The sequence below is a fragment of the Corynebacterium sp. ED61 genome (assembly GCF_015233855.1).
GTDB lineage: Bacteria > Actinomycetota > Actinomycetes > Mycobacteriales > Mycobacteriaceae > Corynebacterium > Corynebacterium dentalis.
Genome location: NZ_JADGIT010000005.1, coordinates 116,313 through 135,999, shown reverse-complemented (window position 1 = coordinate 135,999; position 19,687 = coordinate 116,313). Strand labels below are relative to the sequence as shown.

General features: G+C 60.0%; 18 protein-coding genes and 1 tRNA gene. 7 read left to right on the top strand and 12 right to left on the bottom strand.

Annotated elements, in window-relative coordinates; all coding sequences use genetic code 11:
- Positions 1-8 precede the first annotated feature (8 nt).
- Complete coding sequence (locus IM764_RS07355) at positions 9-290, bottom strand: phosphoribosyl-ATP diphosphatase (RefSeq protein WP_099298757.1); 282 nt, start codon at positions 288-290, stop codon at positions 9-11.
- Between the two features lie 9 nt (positions 291-299).
- Positions 300-1,013, bottom strand: a complete 714-nt coding sequence (locus IM764_RS07350) for an HAD family phosphatase (RefSeq protein ID WP_099298756.1) — start codon at positions 1,011-1,013, stop codon at positions 300-302.
- A 78-nt stretch (positions 1,014-1,091) separates the two neighbouring features.
- Here IM764_RS07350 and IM764_RS07345 point away from each other — a divergent pair, with 78 nt between their 5' ends.
- Positions 1,092-2,000, top strand: a complete 909-nt coding sequence (locus tag IM764_RS07345) for a thioesterase family protein (protein ID WP_194187425.1) — start codon at positions 1,092-1,094, stop codon at positions 1,998-2,000.
- 18 nt (positions 2,001-2,018) lie between these two features.
- Here IM764_RS07345 and metH read toward each other — a convergent pair whose 3' ends face one another.
- The 4 genes from metH to IM764_RS07325 are packed head-to-tail and all read right to left on the bottom strand — an operon-like array spanning position 2,019 to position 8,356.
- Entirely contained in the window at positions 2,019-5,651 is a 3,633-nt protein-coding gene (gene metH / locus IM764_RS07340; RefSeq protein ID WP_194187424.1) for a methionine synthase, read from the bottom strand.
- A 41-nt stretch (positions 5,652-5,692) separates the two neighbouring features.
- A complete protein-coding gene (locus tag IM764_RS07335) occupies positions 5,693-6,160 on the bottom strand; it encodes a hypothetical protein (protein ID WP_099298753.1) in 468 nt (155 codons plus the stop codon).
- A 10-nt stretch (positions 6,161-6,170) separates the two neighbouring features.
- Complete coding sequence (gene mshC / locus IM764_RS07330) at positions 6,171-7,460, bottom strand: cysteine--1-D-myo-inosityl 2-amino-2-deoxy-alpha-D-glucopyranoside ligase (RefSeq protein ID WP_194187423.1); 1,290 nt, start codon at positions 7,458-7,460, stop codon at positions 6,171-6,173.
- Between the two features lie 59 nt (positions 7,461-7,519).
- The gene (locus IM764_RS07325) at positions 7,520-8,356 is read right to left on the bottom strand and encodes an undecaprenyl-diphosphate phosphatase (RefSeq protein ID WP_194187422.1); all 837 of its coding nucleotides are present in this window, start codon (positions 8,354-8,356) and stop codon (positions 7,520-7,522) included.
- A 135-nt stretch (positions 8,357-8,491) separates the two neighbouring features.
- Between IM764_RS07325 and IM764_RS07320 the strand changes: the two genes are divergently transcribed.
- Positions 8,492-9,604: a hypothetical protein gene (locus IM764_RS07320; protein WP_099298750.1), complete on the top strand. Its 1,113-nt coding sequence runs from the start codon at positions 8,492-8,494 to the stop codon at positions 9,602-9,604.
- Positions 9,605-9,674: 70 nt separating this feature from the next.
- The gene (locus IM764_RS07315) at positions 9,675-10,784 is read left to right on the top strand and encodes a quinone-dependent dihydroorotate dehydrogenase (RefSeq protein ID WP_194187421.1); all 1,110 of its coding nucleotides are present in this window, start codon (positions 9,675-9,677) and stop codon (positions 10,782-10,784) included.
- 25 nt (positions 10,785-10,809) lie between these two features.
- On the opposite strand, the gene IM764_RS07310 is transcribed toward IM764_RS07315, so the two are convergent.
- Positions 10,810-11,361 (bottom strand): YbhB/YbcL family Raf kinase inhibitor-like protein, encoded by a 552-nt coding sequence (locus IM764_RS07310; RefSeq protein ID WP_194187420.1) that lies wholly within the window; start codon positions 11,359-11,361, stop codon positions 10,810-10,812.
- Positions 11,362-11,513: 152 nt separating this feature from the next.
- Between IM764_RS07310 and IM764_RS07305 the strand changes: the two genes are divergently transcribed.
- The 3 genes from IM764_RS07305 (at position 11,514) to IM764_RS07295 (ending at position 13,097) form a co-directional block, all read left to right on the top strand.
- Positions 11,514-11,599 (top strand) — tRNA-Leu (locus IM764_RS07305).
- 4 nt (positions 11,600-11,603) lie between these two features.
- Entirely contained in the window at positions 11,604-12,386 is a 783-nt protein-coding gene (locus IM764_RS07300; RefSeq protein ID WP_194187419.1) for a TVP38/TMEM64 family protein, read from the top strand.
- Positions 12,387-12,392: 6 nt separating this feature from the next.
- Complete coding sequence (locus IM764_RS07295; RefSeq protein ID WP_194187418.1) at positions 12,393-13,097, top strand: DNA-binding protein; 705 nt, start codon at positions 12,393-12,395, stop codon at positions 13,095-13,097.
- Here IM764_RS07295 and IM764_RS07290 read toward each other — a convergent pair.
- From IM764_RS07290 to IM764_RS07280, 3 genes are read right to left on the bottom strand one after another with little or no spacing between them, the layout of a single operon-like run.
- A complete protein-coding gene (locus tag IM764_RS07290; protein WP_194187417.1) occupies positions 12,994-14,313 on the bottom strand; it encodes an SPFH domain-containing protein in 1,320 nt (439 codons plus the stop codon). The genes IM764_RS07295 and IM764_RS07290 overlap by 104 nt on opposite strands.
- 7 nt (positions 14,314-14,320) lie before the next feature.
- Entirely contained in the window at positions 14,321-14,761 is a 441-nt protein-coding gene (locus IM764_RS07285; RefSeq protein ID WP_099298744.1) for an NfeD family protein, read from the bottom strand.
- A 28-nt stretch (positions 14,762-14,789) separates the two neighbouring features.
- The gene (locus IM764_RS07280) at positions 14,790-15,644 is read right to left on the bottom strand and encodes a DUF3097 domain-containing protein (protein ID WP_194187416.1); all 855 of its coding nucleotides are present in this window, start codon (positions 15,642-15,644) and stop codon (positions 14,790-14,792) included.
- A gap of 82 nt (positions 15,645-15,726) precedes the next feature.
- Here IM764_RS07280 and IM764_RS07275 point away from each other — a divergent pair, with 82 nt between their 5' ends.
- Positions 15,727-16,581: a hypothetical protein gene (locus IM764_RS07275; RefSeq protein WP_099298742.1), complete on the top strand. Its 855-nt coding sequence runs from the start codon at positions 15,727-15,729 to the stop codon at positions 16,579-16,581.
- A gap of 21 nt (positions 16,582-16,602) precedes the next feature.
- On the opposite strand, the gene IM764_RS07270 is transcribed toward IM764_RS07275, so the two are convergent.
- Together IM764_RS07270 and IM764_RS07265 are read right to left on the bottom strand one after the other, a co-directional pair.
- Positions 16,603-18,453: a DIP1281 family NlpC/P60 protein gene (locus IM764_RS07270; RefSeq protein WP_370551567.1), complete on the bottom strand. Its 1,851-nt coding sequence runs from the start codon at positions 18,451-18,453 to the stop codon at positions 16,603-16,605.
- Positions 18,454-18,908: 455 nt separating this feature from the next.
- Positions 18,909-19,424: a DUF6676 family protein gene (locus IM764_RS07265; protein WP_099298740.1), complete on the bottom strand. Its 516-nt coding sequence runs from the start codon at positions 19,422-19,424 to the stop codon at positions 18,909-18,911.
- Between the last annotated feature and the right edge of the window lie 263 nt (positions 19,425-19,687).

Here is a 19,687-nt window from a genome sequence, read left to right as displayed (position 1 = left end):
TCCTTTTCCTACAGGCGCTTGTAGATATCGTCCGGGGTGAGGCCACGGCCCACCATGACCACCTGCAGCCAATAAATCAGCTGGGAGATTTCTCCGGCCAGTTCGTCATCAGATTCGTACTCTGCGGCTAGCCAGACTTCGCCAGCTTCTTCGACGATCTTCTTACCTTGGTAATGCACACCGGCATCAAGGGCCTCGACGGTTCCAGAACCAGCAGGGCGCTGCTCGGCCTTCTGCTTCAGCTCGGCAAACAGGGAATCGAAATTCTTGGGCTCACTCACGTGGTTCATTATCTCACGTCAGCCCTCGTTCAGTGGACTCCGCCCCAGCTCTTTATAGAACTGCTGCATGTCCGCCAGGCTCATATGGTTCAAGTTGATGGTGTGCGGGCGAAGCGTGGATAGCGCGGTCACCTCCTCTGGAACCACCGTGCCGGATTCCACGGGGATGCCCAACACGCGGCAGCCAGCGGTGATGGCAGCTGTCATCCCCGCCGCGGAATCCTCCACCACCAGGCACTCATCGGGTTGCAGGCTCAGGCGGCGGGCGGCCTCTTCGTAGATATCGGGGGCGGGTTTACCCTCTGGAACCTCATCGCCACACAAGGTGAACTGAAACGCATCCTCGCCGATGGTGCGGTACATAGAACGCAGGGCGATATCGGTGAGGTGGCGAGTGGTGTTGGTGACCAAGGCCATGGGGATGTTGTTCTGCTTGGCCTCGGCGATGATATCCACCACGCCAGGACGGAAATCGAGATCGCCACTCAGGTAGTTCTCCATGGTGCGGATCATCCACCGCTTCCACGCGGCAATCATGTCCTCATTGACGGGGATTCCAGCGAAGTTCGCGCAGATGCGGATGGTGCCCGCCATCGTCCCGCCGATGGTGAGTGCGCGAACCTCTGGGGTGAGCTCACGTCCCATCGCCTCTGCCATCCCATATGTGGCGCGTCCCCACAGATGCTCGGTATTGACGAGAGTGCCATCCATATCCCACAGAATTGCTTTCATGATGTGGCTAACCCTAAGGCGCCGAAACCATCCTCGCAGTGAAGCCCTCACCCGTACAGTGTGGGAAAGGAGGAAAGTATGACGCAGAACACATCTCGCCACAATGACAACGCGCAAGATTCGCCGGAAAGCTACTTCACGCTGGATCACGTGGAGACCGTAACCGAGGGGGACAACTCCACGAAGGAATACCGCTTCACGGCCACGGAGTTGACGGCGAGCCCATGGGGCCAGGGTTTCCAGCACGGCTCTCCCCCAGCCGCACTCATTGCCTACTTGCTGGAGGTGGGTGCCCACGATGCGGGGTTGAGTACGCACGACGGGCGTTATGCCCGCATGTCCGTCGACCTCCTCGGTGCGGTTCCTCTGAGAACCTTGTTCGGACGCATTACTGTGATTCGCCCCGGCAGGCGCATTAGCTTGCTGGAGGCCGTTGTCAGCGATGCTCAAGGTAGGCAATGCATTCGTGGCCGGGGCTGGTGGTTGACTGACAGAGACACTACTGAGGTGGAGCGATCCGTGGCGCGGCGTATCCCCGGACCCGAACAGGGCACTCCCGCCACACAATGGCTCCAGCACTGGAGCAGCGGATACATCGATTCGATCGACGCAATCCAAGTGGAGCTCCCAGACAACAGTTCACAAAAGCACGATGATTTCGCGCCGGGCAATGCCTATGCCTATTGGGCACGCAGCTCCTACCCCACTGTTGCTGGTAGTCCTGAGACCCCGTGGACGCAGCTGATGAAAGTGGTGGACATCGCCAACGGACTCAATCCCGAGCTGTTGAGCGTAAAGGAGTGGACCTACATGAACGTGGACATGTCTGTCTATCTACACCGCATGCCGGTGGGCGAATGGACGGGCATCCTCGCCGAGGCCAACTATGGGCCAGACGGCATCGGCACCACCGTCGCGCGGATCTACGACACCTCTGGACCCATCGGCTCGGTGAATCAAGCGATCATGCTGGCACCGGTTTCTTAAGGCGCCAGCCGCCTCCACCTAGATGTTGAAGTACTTCGCCTCTGGGTGGTAGAGCACGAACGCGTCCGTGGATTGCTCCGGGTGCAGCTGCAGCTCCTCGGATAGCTCCACACCAATGCGCTCTGGCTCCAGCAACTTCACCAGCTTGATGCGGTCTTCCATATCCGGGCAGGAACCATAGCCGAAGCTGAAACGCGCGCCACGGTACTTTAAGTCGAAGAATTCCTCCGTGTTGTCAGAATCCTCAGCGCTGACCTTCTGGCCCTTTGCGTCGCCCTCATCAAGAACCAATTCCGCACGCACACGCGCGTGCCAGTACTCCGCCAGCGCTTCCGTCAGCTGCACGCCCACGCCGTGCACCTCGAGGTACTCTCGATAAGCATCCTTGGCAAACAGCTCGTTGGCATACTCGGCAATGGGATTGCCCATGGTGACCAGCTGGAACGGCAGCACGTCTACCTGTCCCTTTTTCACAGCTAGTTCGCGGGAACGAATGAAGTCCGCGATGTTCAGGAACCGGCCACGCTGCTGGCGCGGGAAGGTGAAACTCATCACCGGCTCAGCGGATGGATCCGGCTGCTCGCCAGGCTGTGGGGTGGGCAGAACGTGCACCGTGTCGCCCTCGGAGACAGCCGGGAAGTAGCCGTAAACCACTGCCGCGTGATCCAGCACGCCGCGTGCCTTCAGCGTATCCAGTAGCGCGCGCAGACGTGGGCGGCCTTCGGTTTCCACGAGCTCCTCGTACGTTGGTCCCTCGGCCCCGCGGGTGCCTTGCAAGCCCCACTGGCCGCGGAACAGTGCGCGCTCGTCGAGGGTCGGCAGGTAGTCCTGCAAGCTGATGCCCTTGACGATGCGCGAGCCCCAGAACGGCGGGGTGGCCACAGGCACGTCAGCAGCTACGTCCGAACGCTCGGGAACGTCCACCGGCTCTGCCTCGGACTTGCGCTTTTCCGCGATGGCCTTGGAACGCTCGCGGCGGGCACGGCGCTTCTCCCGCTTCTCTACGGCAGCTGCGGATTCCTCGGTGTGTTCGCCGCGGAGGCTGGCCATCACCACATCCAAGGTGGACAGTGCCTCGAAGGCGTCCTTGGAGTAGTACACATCGCCCTCATAGACCTCACTGAGGTCATCTTCCACATACGGCCTGGTCAGCGCCGCGCCGCCCAGCATCACCGGGATGTGGGACTTGCCCAAGCGGTTCATCTCCTGGAGGTTTTCCTTCATGACCACCGTGGATTTCACTAGAAGCCCGGACATGCCAATGACGTCCGCGTTATGCTCGTCGGCTGCGTCCAAAATGTTGCTGATCGGTTGCTTGATGCCGATGTTGACCACTTCGTAGCCGTTGTTAGACAGGATGATGTCCACGAGGTTTTTGCCGATATCGTGCACGTCGCCCTTGACCGTGGCGATGACCATCTTGCCCTTGGAGTTCGACGAACCGTCCGCCTGCGCTTCCATGTGTGGTTCCAGGTGAGCCACGGCAGCCTTCATCGTCTCTGCGGATTGCAGCACGAACGGCAGCTGCATTTGTCCGGAGCCGAACAGGTCGCCCACGGTCTTCATGCCGGCCAGCAGGTCCTGGTTGATGATGGCAACCGGGTCCTTTTCCTTCATCGCCTCGTCGAGGTCATCTGTCAGTCCGTTGCGGTCGCCGTCGATGATTCGTTGTGCCAGGCGTTCGAGCAACGGCATCGCCGCCAGCTTTTCTGCGCGCTCGTCCTTTGCCGACGCCGCGCTCACACCTTCGAACAGCTGCATGAAAGTCTGCAGCGGATCATAGCCTTCACGTCGACGGTCGTAGACCATGTCCAGTGCGACCTCACGCTGCTCATCATCGATCCGGTTCATCGGCACGATCTTCGAGCTGTGTGCGATGGCAGTGTCCAGCCCGGCCTCTACGCACTCGTTGAGGAACACGGAGTTCAGCACCTGACGAGCTGCCGGGTTCAGGCCGAAGGAGATGTTGGACAGCCCCAGCGTGGTGTGGATCTTCGGGTGGCGCCTCTTCAGCTCGCGGATGGCGTTGATGGTCTCGATGCCATCTCGGCGAGTCTCCTCCTGACCAGTAGAGATGGGGAAAGTGAGGCAGTCGACGATAATGTCTTCCTCGAGCACTCCCCAGCTGCCGGTGATGTCCTCGATGAGGCGCTCGGCGATCTCCACTTTCTTGTCCGCGGTGCGGGCCTGACCTTCTTCATCGATGGTCAGAGCCACCACGGCTGCGCCGTGTTCTTTCACCAGGCGCATGATGCGTTGGTAGCGGGAATCCGGGCCGTCACCATCTTCAAAGTTCACGGAGTTCACGGCACTGCGTCCGCCGAGGTGCTCCAGGCCGGTGCGAATCACGTCTGGCTCGGTGGAGTCGATCATCACCGGCAGCGTGGAGTTGGTGGCCATGAGTGCTGCGAGTTGAGCCATGTCCTCCACGCCGTCGCGGCCCACGTAGTCGATACACAGATCCACCAGGTGCGCGCCATCGCGTACCTGGTCCTTGGCAATCTCCAGACACTTTTCCAGGTCTCCAGCGAGCATCGCCTCGCGGAAGGCCTTAGAACCGTTGGCGTTCGTGCGCTCACCGATCATGGTGATGCCGGTTTCTTGGGTCAGCGGCATGGATTGGTACAGCGAGGCCACGTCATTGTTGTGCTGTGGATGGCGCTCGGCCTGGACGGCAGGTTCGAAATCATTGCCACCTAGTACGGCATCGCGAACTGCGGAAATGTGCTCTGGCGTGGTGCCACAGCAGCCGCCTACCATGGACAGTCCGTGCTCCTGCACAAAGCCGCGCAGCGCGATGCCCAGCTCTGGTGCCTGCAACGGGTATTCCGCGCCGTTGGCGCCCAGCACTGGCAGGCCAGCGTTTGGCATCACGGAAACAGGCAGCGTGGTGTTCTGCGAGAGGTAGCGCAGGTGCTCGTTCATCTCGTCTGGGCCGGTGGCACAGTTCATGCCGATCATGTCGATGCCCAGCGGCTCCAGCGCGGTCAGTGCCGCGCCGATCTCCGAGCCCATCAGCATGGTGCCCGTGGTTTCCACGGTGACGTGAACGATGATGGGAATTGCTGTGCCTAGCTGCTCAAAGGCCATCTTCGCGCCCAGCACGGCAGCCTTAACCTGCAGCAAGTCCTGACACGTCTCGATCAGCAACGCATCGGCACCGGCCTTGACCATGCCCAAGGCACATTCCACGTAGGCATCGCGCAGATCTTGGTAAGGCGCGTGCCCCAAGGACGGAAGCTTGGTACCTGGTCCGATCGAACCCACCACAAAGCGTGGCGTGCCATCTTCGGATGGTCCCATCTCGTCGGCGACCTCGCGGGCGATCTTGGTTCCCTTGTAGGCCAGCTCTTCGATGCGATCAGCGATGTCGTAATCCGCCAAGTTGGGCAGGTTACAACCAAACGTATTGGTCTCTACGAGGTCTGCCCCGGCTTCGAAGTAGCGACGATGAATGTCGCGCAGAACATCCGGGCGGGTGTCATTGAGGATCTCATTGCAACCTTCGAGGCCCAGAAAGTCCTCGTCGAGGTCCAGCTCGACATCCTGCAGCTGGGTGCCCATGGCGCCATCGCCGATGAGAACGCGACGGCGCATGGCCGCGAGGAATGGGTGATTAGCGGAAACCTGGGGCAAAGCGTGAGTAGTCATTAACTAGACAGCTTAGGACAGAGCTACTCGGGTCCGAGCCACTAGTTGCCGTAACTGTCCACGAGCTGATCGACGTGCGCCACCACAGCATCCTCATCAGCGCCGACCTTGCGGGACAGAGCGCGGATCAGCTCATTGAGATCAGAAACCTCTTCATCCTCCAGCATTGCGCCATCGTGCTTTTCAGACAGCGCAAGCAACGGATTGACGTGGCGATTAACCACGGAAATCATCGCGAGCGTTTCCACCGAGGTGATCGTGCCGGCATCCTCATCGCCAGCTTCTCCCCCGGTTTCAGCGGCCTGCTGGAAATCGTGAGGCGCCACGACAGACGCATTGTTGGCGTCGGAAATAAGATCATCCAAGATGAGGCGTGCCTCGCTGACTACGGACTCGGGGTACGGAGCTTCCCAAAATTCCTTGTCCTCCTCACGGAGGTAGCTTCCGGTGGCCATGGAGTGCAGATTGTCGAGGAAGTTATCGCGGGCTTGCGTGATCTCGTTGCTCATGGCCCCCATCCTAACGCGAGAGTCGAACGCCCAGCAGGGCGAACAAGGCATCTTCGATCGTCGACGCCACAGCCGTGGACTTCCCGGTGTTCACGCTATGTGCCCACGAATCCATCACCTGCAGCGCCTCTGGGGTGTCCAGATCCTGGGACAACGCAGTGCGTAGATCGAAGATCAGCTGCTCGGTGGTATCCGGCACGGCTGCGCCGGCTTCCGCAGACGCCTGCGGAGAACCACTGAGCGATTCCCATGCGGAACGCCACAGCTCCAAGCGCTGCTCCGCCTCGGCGAGGATCTGCTCAGACCAGTCGCGGTCATCGCGGTAGTGAGAAGCGAACAGGCCCACGCGGATTGCCGAAGGATCGTGACCCTGCTCCACCAACTTGTGAACAAAGACCAAGTTGCCCAGCGACTTGCTCATCTTGGTGCCATCCAGACCGATCATGCCGGAGTGCACATAATGATGAGCCATCCGTGGACAACCACTGGCGGCCTCCGCGTGCGCTGCAGAGAACTCATGGTGCGGGAAACGTAGGTCAGATCCGCCGCCCTGGATTGCAAAAGGCGTGCCCAGACGGTTTAAGGCGATGGCCGAACACTCGATATGCCAACCAGGGCGACCTGCGCCGAACGGTGCTTCCCACTCAGGTTCACCGTCCCGGTGCGCCCGCCACAGCAGCGCGTCGAGAGGATGGCGCTTGCCGGGGCGCTCGGGGTCTCCGCCACGCTCGGCGAATAGCTCGTCCATCGTCTCCTTGTCATACCGAGACTCGTAGCCAAACTGTGAAGTGAAGGTGTAATCCGCGTACACATCCGCGTATTCATCATCCTCCAGCTGATAAGCAGCGCCTACCTCCAGAAGACGAGTGACCAAGTCAACGACCTCATCGATGGACTCCATCGCGCCAATGTAATGCCGTGGCGGAACCACCGAGAGCTGTTCCATATCAGAGCGGAACAGATCCACCTGGCTAGTGCCCAGCTCACGCCAATCCACACCATCGCGCTCCGCCCGCTCGAACAGGGGATCATCCACATCGGTGATGTTCTGTACGTAGTGCACCCCGATTCCCCCGCTCATGAGATAGCGGTTGATCAGGTCAAACGTCAGATACGTGGCTGCATGGCCGAGGTGAGTGGAATCATAAGGCGTGATTCCACAAACATAAATCCCTACGTCCGCAGAAGGATCTGCGGGACGTTCAACGGGCTTAATGGAATCATCCGCCGTGTCGTACAGAGCGAGAGCGGGAACTTCGCCCTCGAGAACCGGGATGGAAGGGTTCGGCCATGAATGCATGATCCCTACTGTAACTATCTACCGGACTAGGCAAGTAGGTGAGGTATCCATCAAGCGGGTCAGGCCTGCAAGACACCCGCTGCCAGAAGCGCCATCACCAGCAAGCCCACGGGGATGCGCCAGGCCGCGAACCACGCGAACGAGTGGTGCGCCACAAAGCGGAGCAACCAGGCGATGGAGGCATAGCCCACCACGAAGGCGATCGCAGTACCCACGAAAAGCTGCAGACCGGAGGCAGCCTGGCCGGCTTCGGGGCTGAAGGCGTCGGGCAAAGAAAACAGACCGGAAGCCAACACGGCGGGGATCGCCAACAAGAAGGAAAAGCGAGTGGCGACCTCGCGGTCCAGCCCCAAGAACAAACCGGCAGAGACCGTGCCGCCAGAGCGGGACACACCAGGAATGAGCGCCAGACACTGCGCCAGACCCATCCACAGTGCATCGCGCATGGTCAGCTGGTCGAAACTACGCTCGCGGCGCCCCATGCGCTCCGCGATGATGAACACGAAAGAAAACAGCACCAGCATGGCTGCGGTGATCCACAGGTTGCGGAGATTCTCGCGGATGAAGTCCTTGCCCAAAAAGCCCAGTAGGCCCACCGGGATGGTTCCGAAAATAACCATCCACCCCATGCGGTAATCGAAGTTGCGCTTGGACTTATCTGCTAGACCTGCGAACCATGCCAGCAGAATCCGCCAGATGTCCTTAGCGAAGTAGACCAACACGGCGGCCTCAGTACCCAACTGCACCACCGCGGTGAATGACGCGCCGGCATCTTCGCCCCAGAAGAGCGTGGAAATGATGCGCAAATGGCCAGAGGAAGAAACGGGAAGAAACTCGGTCAAACCCTGAACCAGTGAGAGAACGATGACCTGTAGCCACGACATGTCTGTTGCCATGAAAAGTGACCATACACCCCACCACAGTGGATACTTTGATTCAAAACCGGGACTGGTAGCGTTGAATCTGTGAAAACGCTCGTGAATACCATTGCCACTCGGTCACCAAAAAACCCTCGCACGAGGAAATATGCAGTGGGCGCAGTACTGATTGCCAGCGGACTGATTTTGGCAGGATGTACACAGCAAATGCTGGGAAATTCCGAGGATGGCGCAGAAGAACAATCGGACCGTCCGCTTGCGGGTGACCCATCCCGGCCGGATGCCTCCCCCGCTGCCAAGGACAACCTGCCAGGAACTCAAAGCAGCACTCCCGGCGGCATCCTCGATGTGGCCTCCGTGGAGCTGAGTGGAGAGGAAAATTCCGTTGCTGTGCTGCGGGAGGGCTCGCTGCTGATCGGCACGGCCGAAGATGTTTCGGCCAACGGTGGCACCAAGGCGGACGTGGATCCGAGCTGCCACAACGTGAGCACCTCTGCAGATGGCGTGGCTGTGGCCTGTCAGGACAAGCTGCTGAACTATGGTCCAGATGGCAAGAAGCTGCGCGAAGTGGCCCTGGAGGGTCTGGTCAGCTCCGGCACGTTCGCTGCGTCCGGCACGGCCGTGGCGGGAGTGAAGGGCAGCGAGAAGGTCAACTTCTACAATGCGGACGGCTCCAAGACCGGTGATGCCGTGGTCACCTCCAACACGGATGAGACCCTGCTGATCAACCCCGGAGAGGGGCAGGATCAGCGCGCTGCCGTGATCGACCGCAGTCAGACCACCATCAGTGATGTCTCCCTCGCAGATGAAGCCAACAACGCTGCGCTGCGCATCGGCCAAGGTGTGGGCGAAGCAGCTCAGGGCAACGGGGATGACGGCGTGATCGTCGCCTCCGACCACCGGCAGCAGCAGGTACAGATCTTCACGATGCGCGACGTGGTTCGCCTGCACCAAGAGGCGCCCGTGGGTCCTTCCCCATGGGCGGTTCGTTGGGATGCGGATCGGCAGATCGCGTGGGTGTCCACCACTGGCGATAACAAGCTCACCGGTTTCCGTATTGATTCCGGCACCCCAGTTCCCGTGGCGCAGTTCGATACGATCGCCGATGTTCGTAACGTCATCGACGGAGCTGACGGGCAACTGCTGTTGATCAGCGAAGATGGCCAGTGGCAGAGCTTGACTTCCGAGGACGTGGACAAGGGGCTGCAGCAGGGCGTGGACGCGAAGGAGACCTTCGGCTCGGAAATCCTGGGCGGGCAGAACTAGCGCCCAGGCGCTCAACGCCCACTAAACAACTCGACAAAGCAGCACAGACTCAACACGAAAGAGCACGGCTATGAACGCTATTGATTCCTTCCGCAGCGCGGCCTACAACGTGGCGCTCAAGCAGATGTTCCGCATTCCCCCCGAGCGAATCCACGGCCTGATGTCCCGCGGGTTGGAGTGTGTCAGCAGCTCCGAAGCCGCGCAGGCCGTACTGCGCAAGCTATTCGTGGTGGACGAGCCCTCGCTGGCACAAGACATCGCCGGAATCCACTTCCCTCGCCCGCTGGGCCTAGCGGCTGGCTTCGATAAGGACGCCAAGGAGCTCAATGCCTGGGGTCCACTTGGGTTCGGCTATGCCGAGGTGGGCACTTTGACCTCCATTAACCAACCGGGTAACCCCACCCCGCGGCTGTTCCGCCTGCCTGCAGACCGCGCGATCCTCAACCGCATGGGCTTTAACAACGAGGGCATCACTGCCGCCACACAGCGCTTGCGCATCCGCACCACCCCGGAGCCCATAGGCGTGAACCTCGGCAAGTGGAAGCGCACGGATGCCGCGGTGGCACACAACGATTACCGCAACTCCGCGCAGACAGTCGGTGATGCCGCGGATTACCTGGTCATCAACGTTTCTTCCCCCAACACCCCGGGCTTGCGCGACCTCCAAGCAGTGGAGACTCTGCGCCCCATCGTCGAGTCCGTTCAGGCGGTCAACGATCGACCACTGTTCGTGAAGATTGCCCCCGATCTTTCCGACGCAGACATCCTCGCCGTCACCGATCTAGCCATCGAGCTGGGGATTACCGGCCTGATCGCGACCAACACCACTATCTCTCGGGACGGGTTGGCTACCGATTCCACGCACGTGGCTGCCCTGGGCGCGGGCGGAGTATCCGGCGCCCCGGTTGCCGCTCGTTCGCTGGAGGTGCTGCGGCTGATCGCTGAGCGCGCTGGGAACAAGCTGGTTTTGGTCAGCGTGGGAGGAATTGAAACCTCTGAGCAAGCGTGGGAGCGCATCACTGCTGGTGCGAGCCTCATTCAGGGCTACACGCCATTCATTTACGGTGGCCCGGACTGGGTGCGGGACATTCACCGAGGCATCGCAGGACAGCTGAAAGCCCACGGCCTCGCATCAATCAGCGAAGCCGTGGGCAGCAAGCTCGAGTGGAAGCGGAACTAGCTTTCCTAACTAGTTCCCATGTGGGCTAGTTCTCGGCCCAACCCCAGATGATGCCACGCGCAGTGGCTTTGAAGTTCAAGTTGAATCCGAGCACCGTGGCGGTGGAACGGTCGTCGATATCCAAGTTCTCGCTAACTGCGTGGACCGCGTACAGGTAACGGTGAGGCCCGTGTCCCTCTGGAGGCATCGCACCGTAGTAACCGCGGGAGCCGGAATCGCCGCGGAGCGCCGTGGCACCGTCAGGCAGGCCCGCAAGTTCCTTATCGCCTGCGCCGACCTTGAGTGAAGTCACGTCCGCAGGGATGTTGAACACTGCCCAGTGCCAGAAACCGGAAGCCGTAGGCGCATCTGGATCAAACACGGTGACGGCATAAGACTCGGTGCCCTCAGGGCCTGGCTCCCACGTCAACTCGGGAGAAACATCGTTGCCGCCCAGCTGATCCTCGGGCAGCTTATTGCCATCGGAAAAGGACTCGCTGGTCACCTTCAGCGGAGGTAGATCCGGCAGCGGCGCATAAGGGTCCGGTCCGGGAAAACGGTCATCAACGTACGTCGGTTGGTGATTGCTATTGCTCATGAGACCAACCTAGCGAAAAGCAGGATGGCCTGCACAGACATTTATGATGTTATAGCAGGTCGCTACCTGCGTGTTTGGAATTGCAGGACGCGAGCGCTAGAGTAATTTCTCGTGCATACGGCGCGGCACATGCTGCGCTGGATGTGCACCCTGTCCGGGTGGCGGAATGGCAGACGCGCTAGCTTGAGGTGCTAGTGTCCTATTAACGGACGTGGGGGTTCAAGTCCCCCTCCGGACACAAAATGTCACAGGCACACAGCCTTTCTTCCCGCGTGAAGCTGCGCTCCATCGCAGTATGGAGTCGCCTCAACGCACTGAGCACCACGTCCAAGACCTTGGGCGCGGTGCTTTTCGCTGCGTTTGTCGCTTTTTTCCTGCTGGTACCCGTCCCCACCACTGGCCAGATCCGTGACTGGGTGCAATCTAGTGGACACTGGGCGCCCGCCACCTACCTGCTGCTCATGATCAGTTTCACCCAGCTTCCCATCCCCCGCACAGTGTGGACGATTGCCGCCGGAGTGCTTTTCGGGGCAGTTCAAGGAAGCGTCCTAGCACTCACTGGGCTGGCGATCTCGGCCTTGATTTCATTGACCTTGGTGCGCATCTTCGGAAGGCCGTGGGTGGAGAAAAAGAGCGAAGGCGATCCGCGTCTGGCTTTGCTGGGAAAGATCGTTGCTGAGCGAGGCTGGGTGGCAGTGCTGGGCATGCGGATGGTTCCCGCCATTCCGTTTTCCCTGCTCAACTATGCGTGTGGCCTATCCACCATCCCAGTTCTCCCCTATCTTCTGGTGACCGTGGGCGGATCAGCACCGAATACCATTGCCACGGTCATGGCCACCGATGCCCTAGCCACAGGAAGTAATCCCTGGATTCTGCTGGTCTCCGTGGTCGTGGTGCTCAGCGGATTTGCTTTGTCCGCACGCGAATTCGCGCAATGGCGCAGCATGCTGAAAAAGACTGGACGCGCTCAAGACAACGGCACCGATGGGTCTGAATCAAAGCCATCCGGCGGAGAGGTAAGGTAAAACTTCATGATTGCAATTCGCGCCTCCTACCGTGGCCGCTCACGCCGGCGGGGATCCTATGTGCGAGATGTTGCAGAAGCGCTAGGGAACTCCCCCGCCGTGCTCTCGGAAGAAGTTTTCGGCATTGAGGACTTCGTGTGCGTGGTGCCCGGACCAGAAGAGGCCGGCGGCGTGGTGATGAGCCTGCTCCAAGCAGGAGATTTCGCCATTGGAATTGGGGCGATCGCGGATCAGTCAGCGGTGGCGTCGGAAAAAGAAACAGGGCACACAAGACACGCCGCAAGCGCTCAAGAACTTGATTACGAGGATCTAGACGCAGATGTCTACAGCGCCGAAATACAAAAAGAATGCATGGGAGCCGCCAACCGTGCGCTGGGCGAAAAACAGCGCGCCAACATGGTCAGCGTGCGCATCGAAAAGCCCGGCCCCGGCGGCGTGATGGCACCAGGCAAGGCAGCGGAAATCGGCGAGGATATCGCCGCGGCATTCACCTTGCTGGCGCACGTGCTCTCCCGCCGCACCAAAGAAGGACGGGAGGCCACAGCCATGCTGCGTGCCGGTCACCTACAGTCCGAGGCGGCCGAGCTGGTGGGAATCACCAAGCAGGCTATGAGTCAGCGTTTGGCTGCTGCGGGTTGGCAGGCTGAGCAGGCTGGTTGGAACCTGGCTGTCCATATGCTCGCCCGTATTGATGAGCTGCCTGCTGAGTAATCTCTGGGGTGTGCTGCTCTAGGCCTGCGGGGGTGGCATCGGCTTGGGGCTCTTCAGCGCGAGTCGAGCTCGAGCGCTTTGCACCGGAGCGATTCATTCCAGAGCGATTCATGCCGGGATCTTCATCGTCAACAGGCTTCTGCGCCTGTGCGTTGGCCTCTGCAACTGCCCGAGCAATCTCCGGAGCGGACTGCGTATTGAACCAATCCGAGGCATCTGTTTCCGTGGCCATCTGCTTGGTTTCCTCGTCCACGTCTGCCGGCTGGTAGCGGAACACACCGTCCGCATCCTGATTGCCCAGCGCCTTAGCGAAGCCCTCCAGGGAATCGCCAAACTGCATTGGGATGAGCCACGTCTTGTTGGACGAACCCTTGGCCATCTCCGGCAACTTCTCAAGGTACTGGTAGGCCAGCACATCTGGGGTGATCTGCGCGGCCTTGATGGCGGCGTTGATCTTCTGGATGGCCTTGGCATCACCCTGAGCCTCCAGGTACTTTGCCGCGCGCTCACCTTCGGCGCGCAGGATGGTGGCCTGACGCTCGGCCTCTGCGGCCAGAATCTGCGCGTGCTTGTCACCTTCCGCGGAAAGGATGCGAGCCTGCTTGGCACCTTCGGCAGTCTTGATATCTGATTCGCGGCGACCCTCCGCGGTCAAAATGGTGGCGCGCTTCTCGCGCTCTGCCTTCATCTGCAGCTCCATGGACTGCTGGATGGATGGTGGCGGATCGATGGCCTTCAGCTCCACGCGGGAAATGCGCAAGCCCCACTTGGTGGTGGCAGAATCCAATTCGCCTCGCAGGCGGCGATTAATCACGTCGCGGGAGGTCAGGCACTCCTCCAGCGTCATGCCACCCACCACGTCACGCAGCGTGGCCACAGAAATCTGCTCCACACCCACGATGTAGTTGTTCACGCCATAGATGGCACGGGCGGGATCATTGATTTGGAACGTCACCACAATATCGATGGCCACAGTCAGGTTGTCCTGCGTGATCACGGCCTGCGGTGGGAAGCTCACCACCTGTTCACGCGTATCAATGCGCTCGCGCACTTTATCGATGAACGGAACTAGCAGAGTGAGCTGTCCGGATACGGTGCGCTGCCAGCGCCCCAGTCGCTCGATGACTGCGGCTTCGCCCTGCGGGATCAGGGCAACGGATTTGATGACCAGAATCACCACCAAAACCGCGAGAATTCCTAAGACTATAGCGGGCATTTGTGAGCTAGATTCCCTTCCACACCACTGCGGTGGCGCCTTCGATTTTCAACACTTGCACGGCATCTCCAGGAATGAATTTCTCTCCTGGGTATGCTGCCCGGGCGCTCCACAGCTCTCCGTCGATCTTGACCATTCCCCCGTCTGCGGAGCCGTTAGAAACTGGCTCGATGACCATGGCCGAGCGCCCCTCCAACTCCTTGGCGGAGAAGTCACTATCGCTGACGGACTTAGCCAGGGTTTTGCGGAGGATGGGGCGCAGCAGCGCCAGGCTGAGCATGGAGGAGACAGCGAACACCGCGACCTCCGCCCAGAGAGGGATGTCAGCAACAGTCACGCCTGCGGTGATAAGAGCGGCCAGCGCAAGCATGAGCAGGCTGAAGTCCATGATCGCGAATTCTGCGATCGCCAGACCTATGGCAATGGCTAACCAAATGAGAGCACCCATGGCTCCCACTCTATGGAAAAATCGGACGCTAGTCTTCCGGGGGCACGGTCACGAAGTCAATGAGGCGTTCCACCGCGCCAATCAAGGTGGAATCGATATCGCGGAATGAGTTCACGGAACGGTAGACGCGGCGCCATCCGTCTTGAGGCGTGCCCCATCCCAATCGCTGACACGTGCCTGTCTTCCAGTCTTCGCCGCGAGGCACGTGCGGCCAATGATCTATCTTGACGCTGGATGGCTTTACGGCTTCCCAAATATCGATGTACGGGTGGCCGGTAACCATCACGTGGGGCCCGAGGTTGGCGGTCATCCTTGCCTCTTTGGTTCCCTCCACGAGGTGGTCTGCCAGTACGCCGACTCGACGCTCCGCGGTGGGCTGGAACCCCCGGAGCTTGTCCTCCAGGTTGTCGAGCCCTTCCAGGTATTCCACCACCACGCCTTCCACGCGCAGATCGTGTCCCCACACCTTTTCCACGATGGCGGCATCATGCACGCCTTCTACCCAGATCCGGGACGGAGCTGCGACCTTTGCGGTGACTCCTTCGACGCGTCGCGATCCGGAGTTGGAGCGTTCTGGCTTGGCAGGCAGGATCCTGGGATCTATGTAGCGAGTCAAGGTAATACGCTTGCCTTCAAGCAAGAATCCTCCGGGCTTGAGCTTGAATAGTCGATCTTTGCCGTGGCGATCTTCTAACCGGATGAAGTCTCCGTCCGCCGTGCGCTCGCCGCCCACGATCGCTCCCGCGAAGTCATCAGCGAAGACTTCCACCACCATGTCTAGCTCCGGGCGCACCTTCGGAAAGGTTTGCGGTTGGTTGCGCTGATGGCCCTTGAGAATGTCGTTGCCATAGCGGGATCGGTAATCAAATTGTCCGGCACTCATAGGCAACTACCTTAAGGCACGCGTGCCGCGGTTCGGTGTACCTATGTCACGTGCATCCATGCGAGGCGCTAACTTGGGGCAAATGAGCTTTCCGGAACCTTCTTTGGTGCGTGATCAGCTGTGGTCGCCCGCGCAGAATTCAGCGCTGTGGCTGGGGTGGTGGGTCCACCAGGTCATCAGTACGGACCTGTTGGTGGACGCGTTTCGGGCCGTGCAGGGTCCTCTTCATCTTCTCGACGCAAACTCCGCAATCCACGCAGGTGTGGCATCGACCGAAGAGTTGAACCGTTGCGCGGGCACCCTCGGCGATCTCTTTCGTTTGGTTCGCCGCGTCACGGACGATGTGCCGACGAGCGTGGACTCGCGTCCGCTCGTGGGCCTGGTTCTGGCTGGTGCGGGAGACGCGCCGGCACTACCGGCGGGTTCGGCGGCGGCGCAGGCGGTACAGGCAGTGGGTGCGGGAATTGTGCTGGCGGATACTGATCCGCTGACCACGCACGTACTCGTTCCAGAGCTGCAGCACAGTGCGGAACACGAGCAGCCTGCGGTGATGTGGCGCTGGTTTACGGCCGCTGGACCGGTGGTGTATCCGCAGTTGTTCTCCCCTGGCGAGGCTGATCAGCAGCTGCGGGAGGCGATGGAGACTGCGGGGAGGTTGATTGAGCAATCAGGCCATATCCGCGTGCAGGGATCAGACGTGCGGGCCGAGGTGGGAACATTGGCGGATTCTTTTGGCCTGCCGGGCCTACCACCGGGAATCTCGCTCCGTGCGGCGCGCTTATTGGCTCGAGCTGACTACGTTTCGGCGATAGTCGAAAAGGCCCGCGCCAGTGACGCGGGCCTTGCCCTAGACCCGCTGTTGTTGCCAATGCTGCGCTCTATTCGCGCGGCCAGGATGACGGCTGTGGACTACGCGCTGCGGGAGTTGCTGCGTTAGCCGTCTGGCTATTCGAGGTGCTTACTCGATGAGGCGTACTGCCATTGGAGTCATGCCGCCGTAGCGCACAGGGCTAACGCGCACGGAAGATCCGGACTGTGGAGCTTCCAACATGGTGCCATCGCCCAAGTAGATGGACACGTGCTGGCTGCCGCCGGCTCCCCAGAAGAGTAGGTCGCCGCGCTTCATTTCGGAGGTCGGAACTTGGCGTCCGGCGTTGTACTGGCTGCCGGAGTAGTGATCCAGCTGAATGCCCACTGCAGCGAACGCATACAGTGTCAGGCCGGAGCAGTCGAAGCCGATCTTTGCGTAGTCGCCGTAGGTGTCCGCCACGCCGCCGTCGCGGATGCCCAAGGTTGGTCCGTACTGATTGCCGCCGCCCCAGGCATAGGTCACGCCAAGCTGCGACATGCCCCGTTCGATGACTCGTTCGATCTGCTCGGAAGCAGTGCCGGAGGTGTCTACGTCCGAATCTGCGGTTCCCGGAACACTCGGCAGAGATGGAATGGACGGGGTGGTGGGGGTATCTACGTCCTCACCAAGATCGCCCAGGTCTCCCGCGTCAATTGGGGAGGTGGGGTCCACCTCTGGCGTGGTGGGAGTGTCTTGTTGAGGATTGAGAGTCGCCTGAGCTTGGTCGTACTGCTCGCCTGCGGACTGACGGCCAGCTGAGATGGCAGCATTAACTGCATTGGTTTGATCGCCGTCTTGCGCGTAAGAATTGAATCCGGCCATTGCTGCGGCGCCACCGGCGGCCACGAGGCCGTTGATGGCTAGCTGTCGCTGCTGGTCGCCAGCGCTGGACTGGTTAAAGTCTGCGGTGTTGCCGGTGATTTCCGGTAGAGCGCTAGCATCGCCGGCATAGTCAGTGGTCGGTGCAGAAGGGCCTGCAGCAGCTGGCGCCTCGGTGTCCTTGGCTTCTTCGGCGTCAGGCGCAGAAGCATCTGGTGCGGTGCTTGCTGTAGGAGTGGAATCAGTGCCCTGTGGCGCATCGGACGCGGACTCGGCATCATTCTTCTGCTCGCCCTCGGCTGTGACTCCGTTAGTCAAGCCTTCCGCCTTGTTCGCAGCGGCTTCTGCAACGCGACGCTTTTCGAACGAGCTGGCCTGTGGATCCTTGTTGGATAGCGTATCCACCGCTGAGCGGGCGGCATCCAAACGCTTTTGAGCCAGGTCGCGATCCTTGACCAGGCGGTTGTACTCCGCAGTCTTGTCGCGCAACTGGACCTGTGCGTTGCTGAGAGCTTCGCGGGCCTGATTGTGCAGGCGGATGGCCTCGCTCACGGCGGAGTTAGCGGCATCGCGCCCGTCGCGAAGAGCGGCTTCTTCGTTGGCGGTCTGCGTACGCGCCAGATCCAGCTGATTGACCGTGTTCTGCTGACGCTCGGTCGCCAAGCGGATGTACGTGGAGCGATCCAAGGTGTCGGCCACGGCATCGCTGCCAGCCGCCAAAGTAACCGGGGAAGCATCTCCGCCGGAGTTGTAGGCGGAGCGAGCGATCTCGTCGAGGTCCTTTTGGGCATCCTCTACTGCCTCGTCGGATTGATCGAGGCGCCCGCGGGCATCCACCACATTGTTCTGCGCCTCTTGTGCGTCTTGGCGAGCGTGGTCAAGATCCACGCGAGCCTTGTTGGCACCTTCGCGCAGGCCGCCCATCTCGAGCTCGAAATCGTTAACTGCGTTCTTAGAGGTCGTTACTTCATTCACCAAGTTGGCGAGGAATGCCTCTGCGGTCACTGCCTCTTCTGCTTGAGAAGGCTGGATGGCCAATGGGAATGACAGTCCTGCGGTAACAGCGCAAGCCAACACAGCGCGTGACGATCGAGCGATCGGCAGCGCCTGAAGGCGACGGCTTGGTGAACTGTAAAGCACGGTGTTTCTCCTGGGTTGGTCGAATTGCAACGACGTGGCGCATTCGGTCCTGCTGTCCTCACTTCCCCATGAGGTCAGTACAGGTCCCGGGCTTATGCGGTTTCTATGTCGACGTTGCGCCCAGTTTGGGGCAATTGGGACATAAAAAAACTCATGCGAACCAAAAGATCACATTGAGATCATCTCGTTACAAATGATGACAAGGGAACCATAAGGCGCATGGGAAACGTTCGTGAACTCTTTTCACCCAAGTCACATGAATAACATCAGATACATTCGTCACGGCATCACGCTTGACCTGCGGAATCGCCAAAAAGACCCGTAAATGTGATTTATGTCACATTTACGGGTCTATGCGGCGCGTTGGGTTGAAACCTTGTGAGACAAGCCTATTTCCTTGAACCTTCAATTCATGGTAGGCAAGTCTCTAGACTTGACTGAATAATGGCTAGCATTTAAGCGCGGAGCTGTCGCGCTAGCCACATGCTCGCCGCAGTAATGGCGATGGCAGCAAAGACCAAGATCAAGAGTGTGGCGTTGACTAATCCGGCGTGGTGGTCGGCTGCGGCACTGTGCTCAATGAAATTCGTGGTGCTCTGCGGGTTTAAGGACCCTGCCATCTGCAATTGGTTGTTCTCGATGTTGTAGCGAGTCAGCGTGTCAGACACCACTCCGGGACTGCGGGTGGATTGGACTATGACGGTGTCTGCGTCGGTCCTCGTCTTTAATGCTTGGGCGACATCCCGGGAGTTTTCTAAAGTTAGGTCGGGATTGTCGAGCAGGACGAGCTTCGTCTCCCCTAGTTTGTCCGCGGCGCGTGGATCGTCCCCATTGTTTAGGGTCTGGCGGAACTCTTCGAGCTTTCCTTCAGCTTCGTCTCCCCATGTGGTCCGCACTCCATCATCGGCTGCGACGTTATCCGCTTGGAGCTGCCGTGCGAGGGCCTCGATATCGATTTCTTGGGGAATCATTGTGTTCGAAAGTCCTCGTAGTTATATCGTTGGCAGCTTTTCTCTTGGGTTTTTATCACCTCGTCCCTAAAGGGGGTGCCTGTGACACGCGTGAACACGCAAGATTGAAAAACAGGACACGCGTACTGTTAGCCTAAGGTGTGACGTTGCGGGGCAAATGCTGACACAATGGAGTTACGCCTCCCCGCAGATGCGTCCTTTGACGAATAGGACTAGCAGGCATCGCGTTGTCGATGTCCTGCGGTGGCCGCACAACGACTACG

Excerpts from the sequence above, each read along its gene's own strand:
- IM764_RS07325 (WP_194187422.1), bottom strand. The coding sequence starts at position 8,356 with ATGGCAACAGACATGTCGTGGCTACAGGTCATCGTTCTCTCACTGGTT.
- mshC (WP_194187423.1), bottom strand. The coding sequence starts at position 7,460 with ATGCATTCATGGCCGAACCCTTCCATCCCGGTTCTCGAGGGCGAAGTT.
- IM764_RS07300 (WP_194187419.1), top strand. The coding sequence starts at position 11,604 with ATGTCACAGGCACACAGCCTTTCTTCCCGCGTGAAGCTGCGCTCCATC.
- IM764_RS07295 (WP_194187418.1), top strand. The coding sequence starts at position 12,393 with ATGATTGCAATTCGCGCCTCCTACCGTGGCCGCTCACGCCGGCGGGGA.
- IM764_RS07350 (WP_099298756.1), bottom strand. The coding sequence starts at position 1,013 with ATGAAAGCAATTCTGTGGGATATGGATGGCACTCTCGTCAATACCGAG.
- IM764_RS07345 (WP_194187425.1), top strand. The coding sequence starts at position 1,092 with ATGACGCAGAACACATCTCGCCACAATGACAACGCGCAAGATTCGCCG.
- IM764_RS07335 (WP_099298753.1), bottom strand. The coding sequence starts at position 6,160 with ATGAGCAACGAGATCACGCAAGCCCGCGATAACTTCCTCGACAATCTG.
- IM764_RS07290 (WP_194187417.1), bottom strand. The coding sequence starts at position 14,313 with ATGCCCGCTATAGTCTTAGGAATTCTCGCGGTTTTGGTGGTGATTCTG.
- IM764_RS07285 (WP_099298744.1), bottom strand. The coding sequence starts at position 14,761 with ATGGGTGCTCTCATTTGGTTAGCCATTGCCATAGGTCTGGCGATCGCA.
- metH (WP_194187424.1), bottom strand. The coding sequence starts at position 5,651 with ATGACTACTCACGCTTTGCCCCAGGTTTCCGCTAATCACCCATTCCTC.
- IM764_RS07355 (WP_099298757.1), bottom strand. The coding sequence starts at position 290 with ATGAACCACGTGAGTGAGCCCAAGAATTTCGATTCCCTGTTTGCCGAG.
- IM764_RS07265 (WP_099298740.1), bottom strand. The coding sequence starts at position 19,424 with ATGATTCCCCAAGAAATCGATATCGAGGCCCTCGCACGGCAGCTCCAA.
- IM764_RS07315 (WP_194187421.1), top strand. The coding sequence starts at position 9,675 with ATGAACGCTATTGATTCCTTCCGCAGCGCGGCCTACAACGTGGCGCTC.
- IM764_RS07280 (WP_194187416.1), bottom strand. The coding sequence starts at position 15,644 with ATGAGTGCCGGACAATTTGATTACCGATCCCGCTATGGCAACGACATT.
- IM764_RS07310 (WP_194187420.1), bottom strand. The coding sequence starts at position 11,361 with ATGAGCAATAGCAATCACCAACCGACGTACGTTGATGACCGTTTTCCC.
- IM764_RS07275 (WP_099298742.1), top strand. The coding sequence starts at position 15,727 with ATGAGCTTTCCGGAACCTTCTTTGGTGCGTGATCAGCTGTGGTCGCCC.